Origin of the sequence: Nostoc spongiaeforme FACHB-130 (genome assembly GCF_014698475.1) — a bacterium.
GTDB classification, from domain to species: Bacteria; Cyanobacteriota; Cyanobacteriia; order Cyanobacteriales; family Nostocaceae; genus Nostoc_B; species Nostoc_B spongiaeforme.
Map to the genome: position 1 here is coordinate 29728 of NZ_JACJTB010000022.1, position 22244 is coordinate 51971.

General features: G+C 36.4%; 12 protein-coding genes and 1 pseudogene. 7 read left to right on the top strand and 6 right to left on the bottom strand.

Annotated features, from left to right (window positions below):
* Window positions 1–55: 55 nt before the first annotated feature.
* Complete coding sequence (locus tag H6G74_RS31220; protein ID WP_242051256.1) at window positions 56–10240, bottom strand: LamG-like jellyroll fold domain-containing protein; 10185 nt, start codon at window positions 10238–10240, stop codon at window positions 56–58.
* A gap of 412 nt (window positions 10241–10652) precedes the next feature.
* Between H6G74_RS31220 and H6G74_RS16950 the strand changes: the two genes are divergently transcribed.
* Genes H6G74_RS16950 through H6G74_RS16965 form a run of 4 tightly spaced genes read left to right on the top strand, consistent with a single transcriptional unit; the run spans window position 10653 to window position 14735 of the window.
* A complete protein-coding gene (locus H6G74_RS16950; protein ID WP_190968776.1) occupies window positions 10653–11192 on the top strand; it encodes a hypothetical protein in 540 nt (179 codons plus the stop codon).
* A 22-nt stretch (window positions 11193–11214) separates the two neighbouring features.
* Window positions 11215–11820 (top strand): DUF1822 family protein, encoded by a 606-nt coding sequence (locus H6G74_RS16955; RefSeq protein ID WP_190968777.1) that lies wholly within the window; start codon window positions 11215–11217, stop codon window positions 11818–11820.
* 9 nt (window positions 11821–11829) lie between these two features.
* Window positions 11830–14130: a CHAT domain-containing protein gene (locus tag H6G74_RS16960; protein WP_190968778.1), complete on the top strand. Its 2301-nt coding sequence runs from the start codon at window positions 11830–11832 to the stop codon at window positions 14128–14130.
* A 2-nt stretch (window positions 14131–14132) separates the two neighbouring features.
* Window positions 14133–14735 carry a CPBP family intramembrane glutamic endopeptidase gene (locus tag H6G74_RS16965; RefSeq protein ID WP_190968779.1) on the top strand — a complete coding sequence of 201 codons (603 nt, stop codon included), beginning with the start codon at window positions 14133–14135 and terminating at the stop codon, window positions 14733–14735.
* Between the two features lie 74 nt (window positions 14736–14809).
* Here H6G74_RS16965 and H6G74_RS16970 read toward each other — a convergent pair whose 3' ends face one another.
* Complete coding sequence (locus tag H6G74_RS16970; RefSeq protein WP_199341035.1) at window positions 14810–15034, bottom strand: MazG nucleotide pyrophosphohydrolase domain-containing protein; 225 nt, start codon at window positions 15032–15034, stop codon at window positions 14810–14812.
* Between H6G74_RS16970 and H6G74_RS31835 the strand changes: the two are divergent.
* The 3 genes and pseudogenes from H6G74_RS31835 to H6G74_RS16980 all read left to right on the top strand — a co-directional run.
* A pseudogene (locus H6G74_RS31835) lies at window positions 14993–15106 on the top strand (helix-turn-helix domain-containing protein); the annotation flags it as partial. The gene H6G74_RS16970 and the pseudogene H6G74_RS31835 overlap by 42 nt on opposite strands.
* Before the next feature lie 434 nt (window positions 15107–15540).
* Window positions 15541–15720, top strand: a complete 180-nt coding sequence (locus tag H6G74_RS16975) for a hypothetical protein (protein WP_190968781.1) — start codon at window positions 15541–15543, stop codon at window positions 15718–15720.
* Between the two features lie 556 nt (window positions 15721–16276).
* On the top strand, window positions 16277–16774 hold the full coding sequence (locus H6G74_RS16980; RefSeq protein ID WP_190968782.1) for a thermonuclease family protein: 498 nt from the start codon (window positions 16277–16279) through the stop codon (window positions 16772–16774).
* 212 nt (window positions 16775–16986) lie between these two features.
* Here H6G74_RS16980 and H6G74_RS16985 read toward each other — a convergent pair whose 3' ends face one another.
* The 4 genes from H6G74_RS16985 to H6G74_RS17000 are packed head-to-tail and all read right to left on the bottom strand — an operon-like array spanning window position 16987 to window position 22224.
* Window positions 16987–17436 (bottom strand): hypothetical protein, encoded by a 450-nt coding sequence (locus tag H6G74_RS16985; protein ID WP_190968783.1) that lies wholly within the window; start codon window positions 17434–17436, stop codon window positions 16987–16989.
* Window positions 17437–17483: 47 nt separating this feature from the next.
* Entirely contained in the window at window positions 17484–18590 is a 1107-nt protein-coding gene (locus tag H6G74_RS16990; RefSeq protein ID WP_190968784.1) for a hypothetical protein, read from the bottom strand.
* A gap of 22 nt (window positions 18591–18612) precedes the next feature.
* Entirely contained in the window at window positions 18613–19887 is a 1275-nt protein-coding gene (locus H6G74_RS16995) for a TRAFAC clade GTPase domain-containing protein (RefSeq protein ID WP_190968785.1), read from the bottom strand.
* 18 nt (window positions 19888–19905) lie between these two features.
* Window positions 19906–22224, bottom strand: a complete 2319-nt coding sequence (locus H6G74_RS17000; RefSeq protein ID WP_313888489.1) for a hypothetical protein — start codon at window positions 22222–22224, stop codon at window positions 19906–19908.
* Between the last annotated feature and the right edge of the window lie 20 nt (window positions 22225–22244).

The window sequence follows — 22244 nt, forward strand, 5'->3', positions numbered from 1 at the left end:
TTACTGAAAGCATAAAATGAGCAACTGGCTTACCTTATGCTTTCAAACAAGGTAGTTACACAGAAAAGTAGTTGTTTGTAGTTAACGAACCAGTAGCTAGAGTGCCAATTATACCCGTGACGTTAGTTAAAAGGTCAGTGTTAGGATTAAAGGAAGCAGTACTACCATTAGCCGATAGATAAGTGCCTCCATTCCAGCCAAAGAATACAGCTTGGTTAACATCTAATGGTTGCGTTCCTGCAAGATTGGGATTAGTATCTGCATAAGCCGCGATCGCAGCATCACTCAACGTAGAATAAGTTGCTGTTGAGAAAACACCCGCATTAAAGACTGCTGTAGGCAGAGAACTTGGAGAATTAAGGACAATGCGATCGCCCTCAGCCGGATTAAAATCAGTAATGCGATCAGGTGCAGCTAAAAGCGAATCGCCAAAATTAGAGTAAACAAAGCGGTCTGCACCTAGTCCGCCAGTTAAAGTATCTCCACCAACTCCCCCAGAGAGAGTATCACTACCAGCACCACCATTAAGGATGTTATTAGCAGCATTACCCGTAATTGTATTGTTGAGACTATTTCCTGTACCGTTGATAGCAGCATTACCTTTGAGAATCAGATTTTCTAGGTTTGCACCCAAGGTGTAGGTAACAGAGGTTTGAACTGTATCAATTTCAGTGGCTAAGGTAGATGTTTCTTTGATAACATCGCCTGTACTATCAACAATGTAGATATCGTTACCCAATCCACCAGTCAAGGTATCATTACCAGCACCACCATCGAGGATGTTATTTCCAGAGTTACCTGTGATGGAGTTGTTGAGACTGTTTCCTGTGCCGTTAATAGCTGCCGTACCTGTTAAAGTCAGGTTTTCCAGATTGGCTCCCAAAGTGTAACTGATAGAGGCTCGAACCGTATCAGCGCCTTCATTCAAGTTCTCTGTAATCACATCTGCGATGCTATCGACAACATAAGTATCATTGCCAGCACCACCGATTAATGTATCGTCACCTGCGCCGCCATCAAGAGTATCATTACCAGCACCACCATTGAGGATGTTATTAGCAGCATTACCCGTAATGGAGTTGTTGAGGCTATTTCCTGTACCGTTGATAGCAGCATTACCTTTGAGAATCAGATTTTCTAAGTTTGCCCCCAAGGTGTAGCTGATAAAAGATTGAACGGTATCAATTTCAGTGGCTAATGTAGATGTTTCATTTACAACATCACCTGTACTGTCAACAACATAAGTATCGTTACCTAAACCACCAATCATGGTATCGTTACCAGTACTGCCATCCAAGTAATCGTTTCCTGAACCTGCTTGAATCCAATCATTACCAGTAGTGCCTAAGAAGCTGGTTTTACCTATAAATCCGCTTAAATCAAAGCGTTCAAATCCTAAGATTTTTGTACCTGTAATACTTGTAATCTGACTTGTGGAGTTACCTGCATTAATAGTCAGGCTCGTTGCATTTGTTCCCCCGGTGATAACTAGGGTATCTGTACCTGCGTTACCATTGATGGTGTCACTTTGTTGCAGGTTAGCAAAAATGCTAGTAACTGTATCATTTCCTGCTCCTGCGTCAATAATATCTTTGTCGTTCGTGGTGGTGAAACTTTCGTTATTTGCTGTTCCTGTGATCGTGTTGATATCAACGTTATTAATACCAATAATTAATTGTTTTTCGTAAGATAAACCACCCTGGTCTTGTACCTGAACTCGAATGCTGTAGCTATTCTTTGTTTCAAAGTCGAAAACTGCATTAGTTTTTAACTGGTTGTCTGCGATCGCAAAAAGAGCATTATCAGTTGAACCTATTCCTGTAACAAGATTATAGGTAAAAGTAGCTCCAGTATCAGGGTCGGTGGTGCTGAAATTGCCAATTACTGTACCAATTACCTGATTTTCGGCTACGTTGCTGTTAGATAGGGTGAGATTGGTAGGAGTTTGGTTAAGAGCATTAATCCGCGCCGTAAAGCTAGTACTATCACCGCCATCGTTTGCATCTTTTGGATCAATAGCAAAATCAACTACAGAGTTACGGTTAACTTTTGTTGTGATTTGATAGTTAACTCCTGTGCCATCAGTGCCAGTAAGTGACTGTGACCATACTTCTACTCCATCAACGAAAATATGTCCAATAACACCATTTCCACCTAAATCAGCTTTAGCTAAATTGCCGTAAATTTGGATTTCTCCGTCAATTTCGCTGACCCAGCGACGTACTGCCCACTGTTCCACAGGTGTTCTGTCAGCACTTGTAATGACTCCATTAGGATGACCACCATTACCCGAAATAAAAGTCCAATAAGTGCCGTATTGAGCAAACCAAGCACCACTAAACTGGGTCATTTGTTGAAAATCAGAACTAGTGAAAGGCCCGTCATAATAACCGTAATACCAATTTTTATCTCCTTGTAACCCAGAAAATTCTGTTTGAGAATTAGCAATTTCAAAGTCAGGTTTATCTTTAATGCGAATCTTTAAGCCATCATTAAATTGCAGATATTCAACATTGGTAAGTGTGTCCGTATCGTTATTATTCTGAGTGGAACTAACATGAACAAATCCCTGATTAAAGGATATTGAGAACTGTTGCAATATTCCATTCAAGTATGCAGTATCTACACCATCCCCACCATTGAGAATATCATTACCCTCTCCACCATTGAGGGTATCATTGCCATCGCCACCGTAGAGAATATCATTACCACCCTCACCATAAAGTTGGTCATTACCAGCACCGCCAGCCAAGTTTACATTGTCACCATTACCACCGTACAGCAGATCGGGATTGGCAGTACCAACTAAAGGCCAGTAAGAGTAAAGAGAATTAAATTTGGCTTCACGCCCCTCTTGGAAGCCGATTGCTGCATAATGCGCTGCCGCAGAAGTAAACTGTCCTGCTTGAATTTGTTGATTGGCATCAGGATAGCGGGTGCGATACCAAGTTTCGTCAAAATTGAGGTTAGCGGCTCGTCCTTCGGAGATGCCACGTTCAATATAGTGAGCTACTGCCGAGGTAACAGTACCATTTCTAATCGCAGTATCTACATCAGAGTGAACTTTGCGGTAGAAAGACTCATCAAAATCAAATAAGGTTTTCCGCCCTTCTGCTTTGCCCCAGTAGACATAATGATTGCTTCCTGAAGCTAAAGCTCCATTGGAGACGGTAAAAGCAACGTCATGATGGATAAGAAGATAGAACTTCTCCCAAAGAAGCAGGTCTTTGGTGCTGATTCTTTGACCATCACTAAACTGCACGAACTCAACATTAGTCAAAGTTGTGATATCTCGACCATTCTGAGCATGACGTATTTCCAGGACACCATCGCGCTCTATGCGAATATATTCATCAAGTGAACCATCTATGTAAGCCGTATCTTCACCATCTCCACCATTGAGGGTGTCATTGCCCTGACCCCCAATTAAGATGTCATTTCCCGATCCACCATTGAGAATATCATTGCCTTCATTTCCTTCTAGCCTGTCGTTTCCTTGACCGCCAGTGATTGTATCATTGCCTGCACCACCGGAAATAATTACATCCTGAGAACCAAGTGCGGTAAAAGTGTTGTTACCTTGATTTCCGTTGACAACTTCAACACCAAGATTATCAAGGATAAAGCTAACATCACCATCCCCTTCAATCACTAAAACATCAAATCCTGCTCCACCTTTGATATTGTTGAGGTTATCAAATTTATCAATGGTAATCAGGTCATCACCTGCACCACCATCAATTGAGTCAATTCCTGCTCCTCCCGTAAGGATGTCATTGCCATCAGAACCAACTAATTGATCATTTCCATCACCACCACTGAGAACCGCTCCTTTGGTACTACCGGGTTTCACAATTAAAATATCATTGCCTTTGCCGCCTGTTACAGAATAAACTTCAACAGGGTCGATAGTTAAGTTAATATTTTGGCCTGAGTCATCAGCAAAGATAATGTCAGGTTTGTTTTCGTAATAAAAGCGAGATACACCTGAACTTAGCTGTTCTAGTTTTGCACCGTTGGGGTTATAGGTAAAAGCAACATCGTAGAGTTGGCTATAGGGCTTGGTTTCAAAGCCAATGCGAGTAAAGTAAGCTGAGGCAGTAATCTTGTTACCTGCAATGTTGTAGTTTTTGCTTTGCGAGATTACAGAAATTGAATTAATTCCGTAGCGATACAGGGCAGCTAATTCACCGAGTTCAACTTCGCTATTTAGGTTTGTGTCTGTCCAAATGCGGAGTTGATTAAAGTTTGTATCTTTCGAGTCAATAATTGAGTCTTGATTGGAATCTAAATTGCCCAAGAAACTGACTTGATTTTGTTGTTCTAGAGAGAAGAATTCATTGAGGTTGGTAATGAGTCCGTCATTATTTCTATCCAACACCAGAAAACCGTCTGAGGGGGCAACCCATCCTATTTGTTCTGGGTAATCGTCGTTATCTATATTGAACAGAGTGAGAGAATCTTCAGCAGAAATAAGTTGTAATCCATCTCCTGCTAAATCAAATGTCAGCAATTTATAAGGACTAACGGAATAAGTATCAGGTTTTGCTGCGGCTAAGTTGTAATTGGGATCTCCAGGGTTAAAGGCGGGTTGCAGAGATACTGTGCCGTCAAAGTTGACAACTGGGTTATATTCTTTGCTGTCTGCAAAACGGAAGATTTCAATTCTGCTTTGGGGTTTGAACCACTCTTGTATGGTAATAGTGGCTGTGTTGTTAACTGTGACAATGAGGTTATTATTTTGCAGAGTTAATTTCAGTGAATCAAGTGTGATTCCTGCACCAAACTCTAGAGTATCAATGCCGCCATCTCTGGTGACTCCTTCATAGTTACCAATATCATAAATACTGAGATTGGTAGTGTCGTCTAAACTGTAAATGTAAGTGTCATTTCCATCTGATCTTGTTAGAGCTTTAGTATCTCGTGTTGCTCCTTGAATCGTGCCATTGTTGTAGTTACTGGTCAAATCTTTGACAGTTGTACCTGTTCCTTCATTGAAGTTATAGTAAGTAACTAACCCAGATTCCTGTCCCGTTAGTGGACGATTCAAGTCAGCTTGAATTTCTGCTTGGGTTTTGGCTTTATTCCAAATGCGAACTTCATCAAGGAAACCTTGAAAATAGTCAGAAACTCCAGAACCTCCTAAAACAGCACTTGGATGTACGATTAATGTGCTGGTCAAACCTGTTTTGATCAATTGACCATTCAGATAAAGGCTTGGAGTTTTATTATTATAGACAATTGCAACATGATTCCAACCTGATAAGTTCGTGTCATGAACTAATAAAGAAGGTAGATACTTAACAGTAGTAGTAGTATTAGTAAAACTACTGTGTTCAAAAACGCTAATTCCATTAGTTCCTACGGATACGCCAGCATAAGCATGACCTGAACCCAAGACTGAAGCTCCGTTTAAAGGAACAATCGCATAACGTTGATTAAAATCATTAACTCCAGAAGTATTTTGTGTGGTAGAGTCTCTAGTCGCGGTAGGATTTACCCAAAATTCGATAGTAAATGTATCTTTAACGTCAGCGAATTTAGCAGGATTCTGAACAGAATCATTAGTGCCATCAAATGATAAGAAACCATCAATGTCATTTCCGTCTAGCTTAGTTAGAGCTTTGATAGCACCTTGAATTGTGCCATTATTTTGATAACTAGTTAAATCTTTGATGGTTGTACCTGTTACTTCATTAAAAGTATGGTAAGCAACTAAACCAGATTCATTACCAGTTAAAGGACGATTCACATCAGTTTGGATTTCTGCTTGAGTTCTGGCTTTATTCCAAATCCGAACTTCATCAATGTCACCACTGAAGAATCGTTCTGTTCCATTTCCTCTAGCACCAATCGCCCAGTTACTATTAACCGTTAATCCCCCTACATTGCTGGGTGTAGAACTAGCTAATACGCCATTACGGTAAAGTCTCCATGTCTTAGCTTGACTATCATACACTCCACTCAAATGAACCCAATTGCCGATATCTTCCTTGGGTATGGCGTAGCTGGTAAAGTAACCAGTGCCATTCCAAGAACCAACTTCATATCGACCATTGTTAATCCTGAGACCTACTTGAGCATTGGGATTGAGAGTATAACCGTGGGCGATAATATCTCGCAGTCCATCAGTAGCTCTTAGTTTTACTCTAGCTTCTAGGGTAATTGCTCCTGTGAAATTCAGGTGAGATGGATTGTTGAGATTTACATAGTCATTTATGCCATCAAAGGATAAAGCACCAGCAAATTTATTCCCAATTCTTAGAATATCCGCTCCGTAAGTTCCTAAAAAAGTTTCAGGATTATTTGCTTCAGCCGTTGGTTTATTCGGTGTTAATCCAGTAGGCGTAATTAAATATTCTTCATTATTATTTAGACGCAGTAGTTCAATTTTCTTCGTAGCAAAGTCTGAGAGAATTAGCTTGTTAGATAAACTAGAAATAGTTGCTGTAGGGTTAGCTGGATCTTTGAGAGCAATAATTAAATTGTTGCCATTTTGTTCAAATAATAAGTCGGATGCTTGAATACTTGCATCTAATTCAATAGCATCTAATCCACCAGCATCTTTGATGTTTACGGTTCCCTGTCCTCGGTTATAGCGATAAATATCATCGCCTTTATCTCCATCAAGAGTTTGTCCTGAAGCAGTAGCGATTAAAATATCATCTCCAATGCTGCCTGTTCTGCTAGGAGTCCATTCTGCACCTTGAATTGTTCCTTGAGTCTGATTTGCAGTTAAGTCTTTTGCTACTATTCCTGTTCTATCATCTAAATTCCAATAACCAACTAAACCAGATTCATTACCAGTTAAGGGACGATTCACATCAGCTTGGATTTCTGCTTGAGTTCTGGCTTTATTCCAAATGCGAACTTCATCAATATCACCATTGAAGAATCGTTCTGTGCCATTTCCTCTAGCACCAATCGCCCAGTTATCATTAACTAGCAATGCTCCGACATTTGCTGGAGTAGAACTAGCTAATATGCCGTTACGATAAAGTCTCCATGTCTTAGCCTGATTATCATAAACTCCAGTCAAATGAACCCAATTGCCAATATCTTCTTGCGGTATGGCATAGCTGGTAGCATAAACAGTTCCATTGCCAGAACCTATCTCATATCGACCATTATTAATCCTTAAAAATACTTCTGAGATGGGATTGAAAGTATGCCCATGAGAGATAATGTTCCGCAGTCCATCAGTAGCGTTGATTTTTACTTTAACTTCTAGGGTAATTGCTCCTGTGAAATTCAGATGAGATGGATTGTTGAGATTTACATAGTCATTTATGCCATCAAATTTTAGAGCATAATTAAAAGAACCGTAAATGATGCGACTGGCATTGCTGTTAACAAAATTATCAGAAGCGTTAGGAGTATCAAGGTTGAGTTGGGTTGCTCTAGTCTGAATTTGCTGCCAATTGGCGACTCGTTCATCTTCTAACTTGACTAAACCGTTATTAACAACAATCTGAAAGCGGCTGCCATCAGCAAAGCGCAAAATTTCTACTCGTTGCTGTGCCGTTACCCAATTAGTTAGCCGTTCGCCGTTGATGACTAAATCATTACCTTGCAGCGAGAGTGTGACTTGAGATGGTAAAAAGTTGAGATTGAAATCTTTAACTTGAGGATCAACTTGATTTTGTGAAGGCGTAAAAGCATCTTGAGGACGAGAGCGTAAGTCTAAAATTTTGGTGTCTGCATCGTTGATGGCATTTGCTTTGAGATAGTTGATATTTTTTTCATACAAAACAGGGTTATCTTTGTAAATGCCCCATTCTCTGGCGACTTGAAAATCCTCGTTTAATTTGTCAATCGTGTTAATGCTAACGGGACGAGTATTATCATAAAGTTGGATGCTTTTAAGCAATCGTTTTAAATATAAGTCACCTCCTTCTATTTGAGTGCTTGTTAACTGATAAATAACCCCCTGAATAATCGCATCTTGAGGATTATTAAATCTGACGCTTCCTGTTCCTGAATGCCCACCAAAATAGCCAGGAGATTTACTAGCAGGATAATAGATATACTCTTGGACTAAATGACCATAACCAATCAACTCTGAACTTAATGCTTTTCCTCCAATTGATACAGCAAAATAATTAAGAATGTCTTTAGCATTCTCGCCCATTTGCCGAGCTAAGTCTGCATTCCCGTCATCCTCTCTCCAACTAAATCTAGCAACAAATATTCCATTTTCGATGGTGACGTAATATCCTGCACGGGGATAGTCTCTATCTCCAAATGTCCCACCCAGGATACTACCTAATAGTGTTCCAACAGCACCTAATACAATAACACCAATAGGGCCAGCAAAAGAGCCAGCAGTAAACCAAGCTCCTACACTGGAAGCGACAGAAGTTGCAGCAGCACCAGTACCTAAAGTATAAGCACCTCCCAGACTTGCTACTAAGCTACCTATTGACGCGCCTATTCCTGCTCCTTCAACACTAAAATCTTCACTTAAAATATTCCACTTCTGTATCGCTGCTTGGTGTAACTGTGAACCTAAAAATGAACCTAATGCAGATGCACCTGCATTTAAGAGATTACTGCCAAAAGATTCTAAACTTACATCTGCATTAGCTATAATTTTTTGTCCTTGGGAGTCAAGAATAAATTCTCCTGTAATTTTATCAATCTCATAGATTGGTGTTGCACCAAAGAATTTGACAGAAATAATTGGATCAAAAGACGCAACAGATTTTTGTATTAAAAATAAACTGCTGTTATTGACGATTGTACTAACTCCTATTTGAGTTAGTGGATCTTCAATCTTAAAAGTGTTAATTAAAGAATTAGCTAGTTTGGATGTCCCCAAACCAATCCCTGTTGAAATAAAACTAGCGGGTAATCGTTTGTACAGTGCTGCTAATGATAAGGATTTTTCGGTGCGTGCTAAAAATTCAGGATCATTCGATAAGTCAAACTCGTAAACTATAGCATCTCCAACCCAACTACCAACTGTTTTACCTAATGATTGGGCTACAAGCTGACTGGCGAATTTATCATCAGCAAAATAAGAGCCAATTTGACTACCAACTGATGCACCAATAAGACCACCTGGTGTCACAGGTTGATAGAGAGACAGAGACTCGTTATGAACCCGATAATCTCCTGCGACATAAGTATGTAATTCCTCAACAGTAAAGTTATAGACTGTATGTTTACCTGCTACTGGTTTAATACCAGGGTGAGGAATGAGTTTACCTGTTACCCCAACTAAAAAGCCATGAGTACCGATTTCACCTAAAGCTTTAAAACTGCCATCGGGTTGGAGAAAATGATGTCCTAAAGTGACTTTAATATTGCCTAATTGAACGACTTCTTGATCTGGTGTGATAAATGTTTGGGTTACTTTGCGTGGCTGGAGTTCTCCCAACCCATCAAATGCCATTACTTCATCGCCAGCTTTAATTTGTTCGATAGGTTTGTATGTACCATCTGACATTGAAATTGGTGTTTCTGCCGTAAAGCAGAATTGATGCAATTCATATAACTGAATTACTTTTTTTAATTCTGATAGGTTCTTCAAATATTCTTGAGCAATTGGTGTTTGATAGGGGTCAGGATTATATAAACCTCCATTTTCTTTTGCTTTTGCTGCCTTTTCATTCATTGCCATCTCGCCAACATTATAAAAATAAACAATTAGCGATTCTCTCTCTTCTTGTGTAAGATTGTTCCAGTTTGACGCATTTTTTTGGTACCATTGAGCAGCATTTTGTACCATTAAGCCAGCAAATATTACTGTTGCTGGATTTTGACTATCAATAAGATCATGAGTTAATCTTTTATAATCATTCTTGTAGTGCTTTAAATTTAATGGATCACTATGAGGGTATTGTTCACTGTACTTGTATAATAAATCTATAGCCGTATAAATTTGTATGTTGCCACGACCAACATCAATAGCAGCGACGAAAGTTTCTTTAAGAGAAGGATCATTTTTTATTTGTTCCCACAAACTTGGAGCAGATTTCAAAATTGTATAAGTTTGTTCAATATGAAAATGCGTCGCTTCTGAGGCAAATATATCAGCATACACTTGAATAAAAGCATCTCGCAGAGTTTCATTACGATCATGAAACTCTTCAAGGATAGAACCAGCTATAACTTTGTCAGAAATACCATATTTTTCAAGGTTTAATACTTTATTAACTGCATTTATAGTCTTCATCTGGCTAACAACAGTTAATAGTTCAAATTCAGAATAAAGTTGAGGATTTTCAGTCGCCATTTTAAACTCCTAAAATTTTACAAAGAAATAAGTTAATTGCGATGAAGATATAATTTAATTTAAGATAAATATTAAAGATGTAAATAAATTAGACTCTATTATTAATTCAATACTTTCATATGAAAAATATACAACAAAGTTTTTATTACTTTTATTCTTTAATATCTCTTACTTAATTGATCAATTTAGTTTGGATAAATCTTAAACAAGCTTACAGATCCACCAACACAACAAGCTACACAACAACTAAATATAAGTTGGGCTGTTTATACTTCCTGCTTATACGTATCAAAATACTGATATCATGTGTTTGTTCATGTCACAGTAAAAACTACTGAAACTCTTAATTTTCCTTAAGTTGCAGACTGTGTTGTGAACAGCCAATATCAATGCAGTATTTTTTGATACATATATGTGTCACGGAAATGCAGACAAAAATCTCTGTCCAGAGTGCTTAAAAGCTCAACAAATCTCCGGTATAGACGTTAAACGCTTATTATTGCAACTTACAAAGTTCAAATGCGAATATTATCCACAAAGTCAAGAACTTTCTGACAAAGAAATTAAATACTTATGCCTTTCGCTGTCTCGCTATAGTAAAGGAGAGATTGCTTATTACTTTTACAGACATAAGATTCCAACTATTCAAGAATTAGCAGCTTGTGAAGACATAGAAAGGCGAATAAAAAACTTAAATGCTGAGATGTCTAATCGAATACACAGATATATTAAGCGATTAATGAACTTAACAGATGAGAATAAACGTCTGCCATCATGGAAAGATATCATTGCATATTTAGAAAAAAGTGGATATAAGATAGCTCAAACTTGTACATCAGAAAAACAAGTTAACCTGATGTTACTCGAAAGTGATATCAGTGCTGATGAACTTCAATCTCTCTTACAAAAAAATGGCTTCCACAGCAAAATTAGTCGAATAATTGACCATTAAACAAATATCTGAGTCTCAAATTATGCAAAAACGCCGAACTTTTATTATAGAAGGCTCTCAAGACGAACTTGAAAGAATTGTAGCTCTTTTTGAATTAGAGGAATTAGATAACTTACTAGGTATAAAAGTTTTAAATGTCAAAATGATTTCTTCTGCTCAAGCTGATCAATTAGAATCTGAACAAGTGATGACTATTGCTACTCAATCTTTGAGTGAATCTGCAAAAGAAGAATTAGAATTTGATTTATACAGAATTTGGTTAGATAATCTTTGGCGAAAAGGATTACAACCAGTAGTAAGAACTATTCAATCTGCTACAGGTATTAAAACAATTAACTTTAAAGAAAAATCTGTAGAACTTATCGTCACAATAACGCCGTTAAATGAAACAGAAATACAGATATTTTTGAAAGTTCGTCCATCTGAAGGTAAAGGATATTTACCGGAAGGGCTAAAAGCTTGTATTCTCGATGAAAATGACGAAATTATTCTGGAAAAATCCACTGATAATCAAAGTAATATGCTTGATATTACTTATGGTCAGCGATTTACTTGTGAACGAAATGATTGTTTTAGTGTTAGCTTAACTTTGGGAAATGAAACTATTAAAGAATATTTTCCAGAGTAATTACTTGTTATGGTCAAAAGAATATATTTAAAGTTTGGCTACTCCGTTCAATTAGAACGTGTACCCATAGCAGCTTTACCCGTTACCCTAACAGTTTACGATAATGCAGGACTATTACAAGAATTAGGTTCTGGTTATTATTTATCTCTCTTGCCTAAAAATCTCAGAAATTCATTTCGCAAATGGCAAAAATATATTGCTCCTCATCCTGATGATGATTCTGTTAGGCGTATCAAGTTAGAACCTATTAATCCAAATAATAATCTAGAAATTGATGACAGTAATATTAACTTTGAGCAACTAGCCAATAATTTCAAGACTAACCTTAACCAATGGCTAAATGAAGAAGCATGGCTCAATGAATATGGAAATAACGATACTAAAATTAAGCAGGTTTTAGAAAGCTACTATTCAGAAAAAGAAGAAATACAAATTTTTCTTCAAACCGAAAATAGAGAATTAAGGGGACTACCTTGGCAAGAATGGGACGTACTGCAAAAATTCTTTATTAATCACTCTAATACAGAAGTATCAATTAGTGCCACTAATTTTAAACGTCCTGAGCAACAGCAAACTCTCTTGCTAGATGCAAGAATTAGAATTTTGGCCGTTTTTGGAGACGAAAAACTAGGCTTAGATGAAGAAAAGACTTTAATCGTTAATTTAGAGAAATATGGTGGACTAATTAAACTTTTACACCAGCCAGATAGACTAACTCTAGAGCAAGCATTACAAGAACCTAAAGGTTGGCATATATTTTTCTTTGCTGGTCATAGTGGAAGTGACGAAAACGGTAAAATAGGCTGGATTGAAATTAACCCTTCTGAAAAAATTTCAATTGACAATCTTACAACTCAACTGGACAGGCTCATTCGAGATAAGTTACAGCTTGCTATTTTTAATTCTTGTGATGGTTTGGGTTTAGCAAATCAGCTAACTTCCTTATCCTTACCTTACTGTATAGTCATGCGTGAGCCTGTTGAATCCTTGTTCGCTCGTAGGCTATTGAGACATTTGCTTACTGCTTTTGTTAAGGGTAAATCTTTATTTGCTTCTATGCGTACAGCGCGTGAGTCTCTGCGTAAGGAGTTTGACGAAGAAGGTAAGCATCCTGGTAAAAGTTGGCTCCCTGTAATTGTAGCCAATCCAGAAGCTCGGCCTCTAACATGGGATGGAATGTTTACCGAGCGTCGATTAGATAGAAAATGGGAGTTCCTTCTTTTTACTATCTTGCTGATAGCAATCATAGGACTACCATTGAGCATTTGGGCAGAGTTTGGGAATATTAATACTTTAAAGCTTTATGCTCAACTTTATCCACACCTTGTCATTTATCCATCTTTATTTCTTTGGATATCACTATATGGACTATACAGAGCAATATGCCTAATTCGGCAAAAAGCAAAGATATTTTGGGGTTTTACAGCAGTAGTATTTGTTTTAAGCTGCATTGCTCTAGCTTTAGATTTAAATACTGATCCCACCTTATTACTTGAATTAAAGCCGAACGCCACAACAGTTGTATATCCACAAAAATTTGCCCAAGAATTTAACGAGCAGCGAGTATTTAAAAATGATCTAAAAACAATTCCTAAAGATTTATTAGATATTACTCAAATAATTGATTCACGAGGTAATATTACTGCCAAAAAGCAAAATATCGAAGAATCTCTAAAAAAATTTATTAGTACTCAACGCCAGGAGCAAGAAAACAGAAACTATCAAGGCTATAATAGCTTTTTAAGAAATGTCTTGAAGTATCATATCTGGAAAGGACAATTCTCATTCAGTCGTTGGTTTTATGCTTTCAGTTACTTTATTATCTTTTTTTGTGCAGCAGAAATTTTTGCTTTACTGATGCAAAACTTACTTGCTCCTAATTCAGTATTTAAGAAGCATAAGTATATTAGTTATTTGATTATCTGTGATACAGGGCTTCTGTTGTGGTATCCCTTTTATTATTACTATACAGACCAAATTAAGTCATTATTATTTGATATAAATACAGAGTTAACTAATCTTGCAGGACTTGTCTATTTATTCATTTTTTCTCTATTAGTTATGACACTTGTCGTAACCATGAGTCAGATTAAAGTAGCAAAATACCGCCACATTTTAAGTCTTATTGTTATTGCTATAGTAGCACTAACTAATTTAATGATAATTCATGGTAGCGCATTTCTAATTGATCAGATGTTTGGAATTAGTAGTCATAGTACTTTTATTACTTGGATTGGTTCAATTAGTTTTTTTGTTTTTATATTTATTTTAGTTATTTACTTAATTGACAACAAAGTAACCGAAATATAAAAATGGCAGAATTAGGAAGTGAGAAAGCTAAATTTATATTAATTGTTCTCCTAATATATATTTTGCCAGTAATCTTGATACTCGTCGGCATCATTCCATTTAATTTTCGGTTTATATTATTAATAATCATTGCCATTTCAGTAATTTTGTATGCTAAAAATACAGGAATTCTTTTAGAAGAATTAGGTTTCAAACACAATAACACAATACCTGCAATAAAGAGTGTTTTACCCGTAACATTCGGATTGACAGGATTAATAATAATTCATTATTTTATAAAAGGAATACGAATTGATAATTCTGCTATCCAATGGTACTTCTATTTATTCTTTGTTATTGTGTCTGCACCTTTGCAAGAGTTTTTATATAGAGGTTACTTATTTTATCTTTTCTCCAAAGTTGGTTTTTCTCAATACTTTCTTGTTACTTCTTCTATTTTGTATAGTTTTGTCCATGCAATTTACTGGGACTTACCAACTCTACTGTTCACTCTAGTAATCGGTTTTATTTGGGGATATCACTATACTCGGTTCATAAATTTATATAGCGTCATTGTTAGCCATATTCTATTGGGAGTAGTTGCGATCGCTACTGGATTATTGTGATTTAATAATGCTTTAGTTTATTATGAGTGTCCAATATTGTCGGCTAAAATTTAACAGTTTTACCTATACCTCTATTAGTACCGATCGCTATCTCTTGTGTTGTATTTAGCAATCATCTGCTCAAAAGCTTCTTGCAAATCAATTCCTTGAGAATTAGCTAGACAGATGACAGCAAACAAAATGTCAGCGAGTTCACCAGCTAGTTCTTGTCTGCGTGGCTGTTGCCGTTGTGCCTTCTTCTCAACAACGAGCGATAAAAGGTGAAAGATAGAGCCGAAGTGATTAGATTGAGCGCACATGGTTGGTATGTAGAGAAGATAGCAGCGCACTTTAACTGGACTGCCCAAACAGTGAGAGAAGTGTTGCATAGATAGGGAAAGTTAGGCGATAAGGGGCTTTGGTTGAAATTTCTTGTTTCAGCAGTGTAAAAGTCCTGAACCTGCTGTTGCCAATCATGTTGGATTGCTGCTAAGATGTTGGAGAAGATTTGCTCATCGAATACCACTAACTCCGCACTGATTCTGTTGTCGGATTCTATTAGTGATAGTTGCCATTGGGGTCGGTTGATAATCATCTCGCAATTCTACAAATTCTACTTTATTAAACTTATATCTTGCCTGTTTTAACCAACTGGCGATCGCTCTTTTTTTCAGGCGTAAGTGCTACAGTCTGGGTTGAATTTAAACGAAATAAACTCTATAAATCATAAAAACTATATAAACACAATAAACTATATAAATAGTTTTAACTATTTTACCGCTTAATATCCAGTATTCCTAAACACGTCTTAGAGAAAAAAAGTGTAATGAAAATTACGGGCGCGATTGGCAACTGCGATCTCTGTAGCAATGAGGATGTGAATCCTTCTGGAGGCGATCGCTCTCCACTGGCATCCCGCAGGACTAAGTTGATTGGGCTTCGCACGCCTGCTCAACTTATTTTGGCTCAACCCTTACATTACAGCTATAGCCAAGCAAAGTTTTAACGTTTGATGTGTGAGTATGTTTGCTTACCTTATACTTTAGGCTCTGAAGCTTCTTTTCAGGAATGGCAAAACTTTCTATACACTCCTCTACACGCACTTGTCATATCAGTTCGCAGAGTAATTGAAAAAATTCAACGAAATCATCAGCTTTCTGGCTCTGCTTGTCGTAGCCATCGCTCTTGGGCTAAAGAATCAGGGTTACACAAGGTTATTTTCAATTAGTCTGCGAACCGACAGACAAATTCGTAGTAAGTTCTTAACGCGAATAAATTATTACTGTATAGACAATTTTCTGTACCATGTATACATATATTACTCATCTGATGTGGTTTCTGAAAGGCAAGTGGGGCAATACTTTCTATACAATTGCCTACACACATATTTACACGACAAGCCCAATCGTTAACCAGTAGCGATTTTGGAGAAATAAGTTTCTGTACAGTTGCCCCAAACAGTGTACATCGTTACCTAGAGCAGAACAAATACAAGGCGATCGTGTGCATCAAATAAACTGCGGTTAAGATTGTGGTTTCCTGCATTACACAGCCCCAGTAACATGAACCTATTATGGAAAACTGGAATTATTTTTAGTGTGATCGCCCTGGGTAGCACTATAATTTGGATTGTCCACTCACAAAATAACTCACCTATCGCTTTCGCAGAAGAATGGGTTGTTATAGAAGTGACAGATGGCGAAAGCATGACTGTTCGACAAACCGATGGACATCAAATGCCAGTTCGACTTTGTGGTATTGATGCAGCAGGGCAAGCATTAAGTAATCAAGCCAAAGAGAAATTGCGATCGCTTGTTGCCATTAACGATAATCAAGTGATGATCATTCCAGTCCAAAAAGATAGCAATGGAAAGACTATGGCAGAAGTGATGGCTTATGGCAAGGGTGGTGTTGAGGTCAGTTTTCAAGAGGAATTGCTCAAGCATGGTTTGGCTATAACACGGCAATTCAATGTGGAATGCCCGAATCAGTTGGCTTTTGAGAATGCCCAAAAGATGGCAGTAGCATTAAAGGTTGGCGTGTGGAGACAATTGAAGTGAGATTTTTTATAAGCGGGGCTTCAATTTCGTGTAATCTTGAAGTCAGAGTTTCTCTAAATGCAAATCCTATTAGAGGATACTCAGCAAAGTTTGCTTGTTTCATCTCTGTCAATACCGATAAGTCTTCAGATACTGCTGTTGAATCTCTATCAAAACTTACAGAGCTTCTTTGATATAAATGTTGAGTTTTAAAACTATAATTTATCTTTGTTTTATTCAAAATCTTCAGAGACAAATTTAATTTCTTCAGCTAATCTAGCGTAATGCTTCCAAATATTATACGATTGTGGTGAGTCCAATTTATATTTTTTACAATATAAAATAAACCAAATTAGATTGCTTATGTTTCTCTGTTGGTAATTAGGTAATTCATTAAAATTATTAACTAACAGAAGATACTCAGGTAGGTTAGCTGTATGCTCAACGCGAAATTCTTTAGGAAGAATACCAACTTTACATTGATAATAATCAATAGAATTTATTCTACCAATAAGCTTGCCATAACTATTCATAAGTTTTCGGTAATGCTTTTGTGATTGATCAATATTAGATAAATGGTAATTAGCTAGAAAATTAATAATATAAAATAAATTTAAATTGTTATCATAATCTAGCCGATGCATCAAACTTGTTATTGTTTCTCCAGTCAGTGAGAAAACCATATCTTTAGCAACATAAACTAGAGATTTGACTGAATCAAAGATAGAATTTATGGAGTTGGGGTTGGTTGTGTTTGAGGTTCTAAAATCTGTTTCGCTTGAATCTCTGGAGTCTGTTCTCCCTGTGATTGAGCTTCTGAAGTCGGAGTTGGTTGTGTTTGAAGTTCCAAAGTCTGTTCCGCTTGAGTCTTGGAAGTCTGCTCTACCTGTGATTGTGGTTGTGGTTTCTGCTGTGTTTGGGGTTGGAACAGAAGTTGGAAACTGATTGCTATCACCACAATTGTTATCGCTATTATCAATAACACTATTATGAAACGAGTCTTCTGGTTCTTTCGAGGAGCAGGAGATTTCTTGTGTTGATGAGGTTCGGCTGAGGATATTGTTTCCTTTTTTTTTTCCGTTAATAGAGGCTTGTTTCTAACTGGTTCCTCTACAACGGATGCAAAGCCTCTCCACACACCAGCTTTGTACAAAATATTTCGTTTTTCTAAATTTTCTGTTACAACAACTAAAACACCACCAGTTTTTGTTTGCCCATCCCAGCTAATCCAACATTTAGGTAAAGGATGGTTTTGTATTTCTTCGGCTAATTTCTCTAAATGAGAAGTTGATTTGTTTCCTATGTAATATTCTTGATAAGATTTTACATGGCTATTATCTGAGCTAAAGGTTGTTTCAATTTGCTGAGTAAATTTATTAATCGTATTTAAATTAGCTCTAAATTCTTCTACTTCAAAAAAATCAATTGATTCTTCTACCATTTTACAAAAAGATAAATCTTTATCTAAAATGCTAGAAATTGCACTACAGGCAATTTTACGTAAAACTTCTTCATTGTCTTCTAAATCGTCAGCTATCCAAACTATAGAATTTAGTACCTTCCTTCCTAGCTTATTAGATCGATTGGGTGACTCAATACCTGTGACTTCTAATAAAAGCTTATTTTCCTCATTATCTCTCAAAATAATAAGAGACGGCTTTACTTCATCAATTAAATCGTTAACGATAACTGCTTGATTATTCTCGTCACTTATAACTTGACGTTTAATTAAGCTAGGAACTTCTACAGGCTGATATTCTTCACTCTCAATTTTACGCCAGTGAATACCTGTTTTGCCCAAAGCCGAAGTTTTTACATAAATTTCAAAGCTACTCATCATTCAATACCTTTATAATTTTTTAAAAAATCGGCTGGGGAACTTCTAACCATTTATGCCCTTGGATGATTGCAAAGCCATCATTATTTTTAGAGCCAATAGCAAATCTAAATAAGGCATTATTGAAAGTGTTAATCTGTTCTTGAGTCGCTTCTACTTTAAGCAAACTTGAGCGTACACGACTCTGGATTTCTTGCACGCCAGCTTGTTTTTGTTCAACTTGATTTTTTGCGGTATGATAGGGAGTTTCTCGGTCATCAAATAAGTTAGCAACTTCTCTAAACAACCACCACATATTATTACGTTCAGTTAAAAGCTTTTGCTTATTATCGAATTCCTGTTTAGCAATTTCTAAATGATATTTTTCTACACCTAAGTTCGTTTCAAATTTTTCCAGATTTTCTTTTTCTTTTACTAAAATATTCTTTTTGTTTTCTAAATAAACATTAATAAGAAATAGTAAAATATACCGAAGCGGCTGTTCTCCATCTTTTGGCTCGTATGGGGCATTAATTGGTGTTTTATGATAGTAAAATTTAGTAAAGTTATTCTCATCAGTTTTATAATGAGAAAATATTACATTTCCAATAGTTTGTACTGGAGTTACTACAACAGCAACATTATTGATTAAAGAATCTGATTTTAAAAAATCAAGCAACTCACTGTAGGCTATTTTGAGGTGGTATAATAAACTTTCAGCATCTCTAGCTGTTCTAGTATAAGTTTCGCACTTCATTGGAGCTAGAATGACTAACCGAGGTGACTGCACCTTAGAAAAGGCATCCTTTAATAGCTGAGTAATACGCTGAGAATTGTTTTTCTCTTCATGCCATGTTCCAATTTCTCCGTAACTTACTTTACCTGTCTTTTTTTGCATAAGCGCAGTAGCATCAATAGGAATAACTATTGCATCGCATTGATTTAGCTGTTGTTTAATATAATTTTTTTGTTCAGAAGTTGCATGAGGATTAAAGTATTCACCAGAGGGGTCTGTAAACCTCAATTTCATGAATTTTTTGCCGTTACTTCCAAGCTCAAAATAAAAACCTTGATCATTCCAAGGGTTTTCTTTAGGTTGCGTTGGTGTAACTTGTTTTTTTAAGCGTGGATCTATATTTTTGAGAATAGCTTTACATTCTTCTATTGCACGTAAGGTGTTGGTATCATCCATCCAAGTTTGAAGATTAGCACGTTCAAAGGTTTTATTAAATTCTTCGTGCATTGCAGCCAAAAGGCTGGTTTTACCAATTCCTCTTAAAGCAACCATTAAAATTTTTAATTCTTCAGGTTCATTCATAGTATTTTCTACGAGTTTTTATTGAATAAAATGCAAAGATTCAATTTGATTAATTAGACTAACTTGATTAATTTCTTTCATCCATGCTTCTCTTATCTGTCTCTCCTGTTCTTGTTTACCAAATACATCAGACCAGATTTTTCCACGAACTCCTCTTAAAAAATTTCTCCATTCCTTCTGAATATCTTTTTGACGAATAACATTATCAATAAATTCCTCTATCATTGCATATACAGCTTCATTTGGTTCACATAGTAACTCTTCTAAAGCGGGTTTGATAGTATTAATTGCTTTATCATAGTCAATTTCCAAAGCTGTTAAAATATCCTCGGCAGTAGTATCTTTTGAAACAGCAAGTGTTTTATCGGGCTGTTCTAAAAATTGTTCATGCTGCCCTGTCATAGGAGTTATATTTGTGAGTCCATCTAAATGCTGACGAATTCGTGGAAGAATTAAGCCACGATAAGATAGTCTAAAATTTGCGAAAATTTGAAAGCCAGATTTTAATTTTTCTAAACGTTCGGGAATGATATTAGCTATTTCTACAAAAAAATCTGAGCCTTCAGATTCACTTAAAACGCTTAAGCCTCCTTTTGACTTTAAAACTTCAACAACTTGATTTTTAACTAACTCAACTGTACGTGTTAGATTTTCATCTAAAGACAAAAAATTATGAGATATTAACACTCTGAGTTCATCTTGATAATCGGGATAAGCTCTAAATGCGCTGCTGATCATAATGCGATTATTAATCTCTTGTAACGCACATTCTGATGACAAAATACCTTTGTCTTTTTCACAACTTTCAATAGCTGAGATAACCCCTTCGTGTAATTCTTCATCAGGTACTTGACGCTGATACCAAAGATGTACTCTTAATTCTTGAAGTCCTAAAGCTATATCCTTCCACCAACCACTATTATCATTCCCAAAAAGTTCGCTGAAAGTCTCTTCCACTTCTATATAATCGTTTTCTGAGTCTTTAGGTAAAACCATTTTTGCTTTGCTCAAGACGGCATTAATAGATTCATAAATTTCTACTAAACGCTTTTGGCAAGCACTAGAATATTTTTGATCTAGAACATCAATATTTTGGGTTAGATATTCTAGAAGTTTATTTAATAGTTGATTAGTTTCTTGGTCATTAGCGCAATTAACAATTAAAGATTTCTCAACTGTAATATATTTTTCTGTAATTGACTCCAACAAATCTTGACAATTTTTCAAATTATCTCCATTACTTGATTGTGGCTGAGTTTGATTAAGTACTAGAAAAGACCATAAATTAATAGGTAAATCTATTAAAGCTGAACGAGCAGCATCATATAATTTAACATCTACATCTGCCCAATAGTCTCCAGCAGACTTAGGCATTCTAACAAACAAGACAAAATCAATGTCGTTGCCTAATGCTTTAATTAGCCTATTCTCATCTCCAAGTCCTGTATCGCCTAATCCTGGCATATCTACTAAAGCAATTTTACCAACATGAGAATTAGGAAATGTGCAAGTAATTTTAACTTCTTTAACCGCTAAATAATTAAAGAAAACCCTTTGTCCATCAGGTGTGTCTTGAGCTACATATTCTCGAATTTGATGTTTTTTAATTGTTAAAGGGGAAGTTTCTTTTAAAAGATGACGATATTTATTTAAGTGAGAATGATATCTTTTCAGGTGTTCATACATTGCTCCTGGCTCTGCATAACCAGGGATATCTTCAGGCAATGGATGTAAAGGGCTGCTTGCAAATTCCTCTATGCTAAGAGGTTTCGCTCCTAAACGAAGTTTCTCATAGTAAGGAGCAATTACTTCATTTAAAAATGATAGTTCACTATGAAACCATACTTCGCCATAGGTATCTACATTTGGATTGTGATGAATAGTACTCCGAACTCCTGTACAATGCTGCCTGTCTCCATCGGGAATTTCTGCTGGGCTTAAACCAGTTAGACTTTGTAGGAGACGACTTTTTCCTTGTCTTGCACGCCCTATAACTCCGATATTTAGACTATCACGAGAAAAACGATTTTTTAGCTTAGTTAAAGTTTCTAATTCAGAGGCAATAGTTAATTGAATTTTAGAAAAATCAATTTCTTTAAGTCTACCAATTACAGCCAAATCATCAACTTGGGTTAAAAGATAATTGCGGCGCTCATCAAGTTGTTGTATCGCAGCAGAAATAATTTTTAAATTCCCTTCTACTCTTTCAATTCTCTGAGCCAGAGGTTTACGCTTTTCAATAATGTTGGTGATGCTTGTCGTTATATCCATTAGATAACTTATGGGTCTAGTTAAGGGCATTAAATCAGTATATTTGGTTACTTTTGTATCCGCCACATATTTATATGTAGATTGTT

Coding starts and splice junctions, on each gene's coding strand:
- H6G74_RS16950 (WP_190968776.1), top strand. CDS start 10,653: ATGTGTCACGGAAATGCAGACAAAAATCTCTGTCCAGAGTGCTTAAAA.
- H6G74_RS16955 (WP_190968777.1), top strand. CDS start 11,215: ATGCAAAAACGCCGAACTTTTATTATAGAAGGCTCTCAAGACGAACTT.
- H6G74_RS31220 (WP_242051256.1), bottom strand. CDS start 10,240: ATGGCGACTGAAAATCCTCAACTTTATTCTGAATTTGAACTATTAACT.
- H6G74_RS16990 (WP_190968784.1), bottom strand. CDS start 18,590: ATGAGTAGCTTTGAAATTTATGTAAAAACTTCGGCTTTGGGCAAAACA.
- H6G74_RS16970 (WP_199341035.1), bottom strand. CDS start 15,034: ATGTGCGCTCAATCTAATCACTTCGGCTCTATCTTTCACCTTTTATCG.
- H6G74_RS16965 (WP_190968779.1), top strand. CDS start 14,133: ATGGCAGAATTAGGAAGTGAGAAAGCTAAATTTATATTAATTGTTCTC.
- H6G74_RS16995 (WP_190968785.1), bottom strand. CDS start 19,887: ATGAATGAACCTGAAGAATTAAAAATTTTAATGGTTGCTTTAAGAGGA.
- H6G74_RS16960 (WP_190968778.1), top strand. CDS start 11,830: ATGGTCAAAAGAATATATTTAAAGTTTGGCTACTCCGTTCAATTAGAA.
- H6G74_RS16975 (WP_190968781.1), top strand. CDS start 15,541: ATGAAAATTACGGGCGCGATTGGCAACTGCGATCTCTGTAGCAATGAG.
- H6G74_RS16980 (WP_190968782.1), top strand. CDS start 16,277: ATGAACCTATTATGGAAAACTGGAATTATTTTTAGTGTGATCGCCCTG.
- H6G74_RS16985 (WP_190968783.1), bottom strand. CDS start 17,436: ATGGTTTTCTCACTGACTGGAGAAACAATAACAAGTTTGATGCATCGG.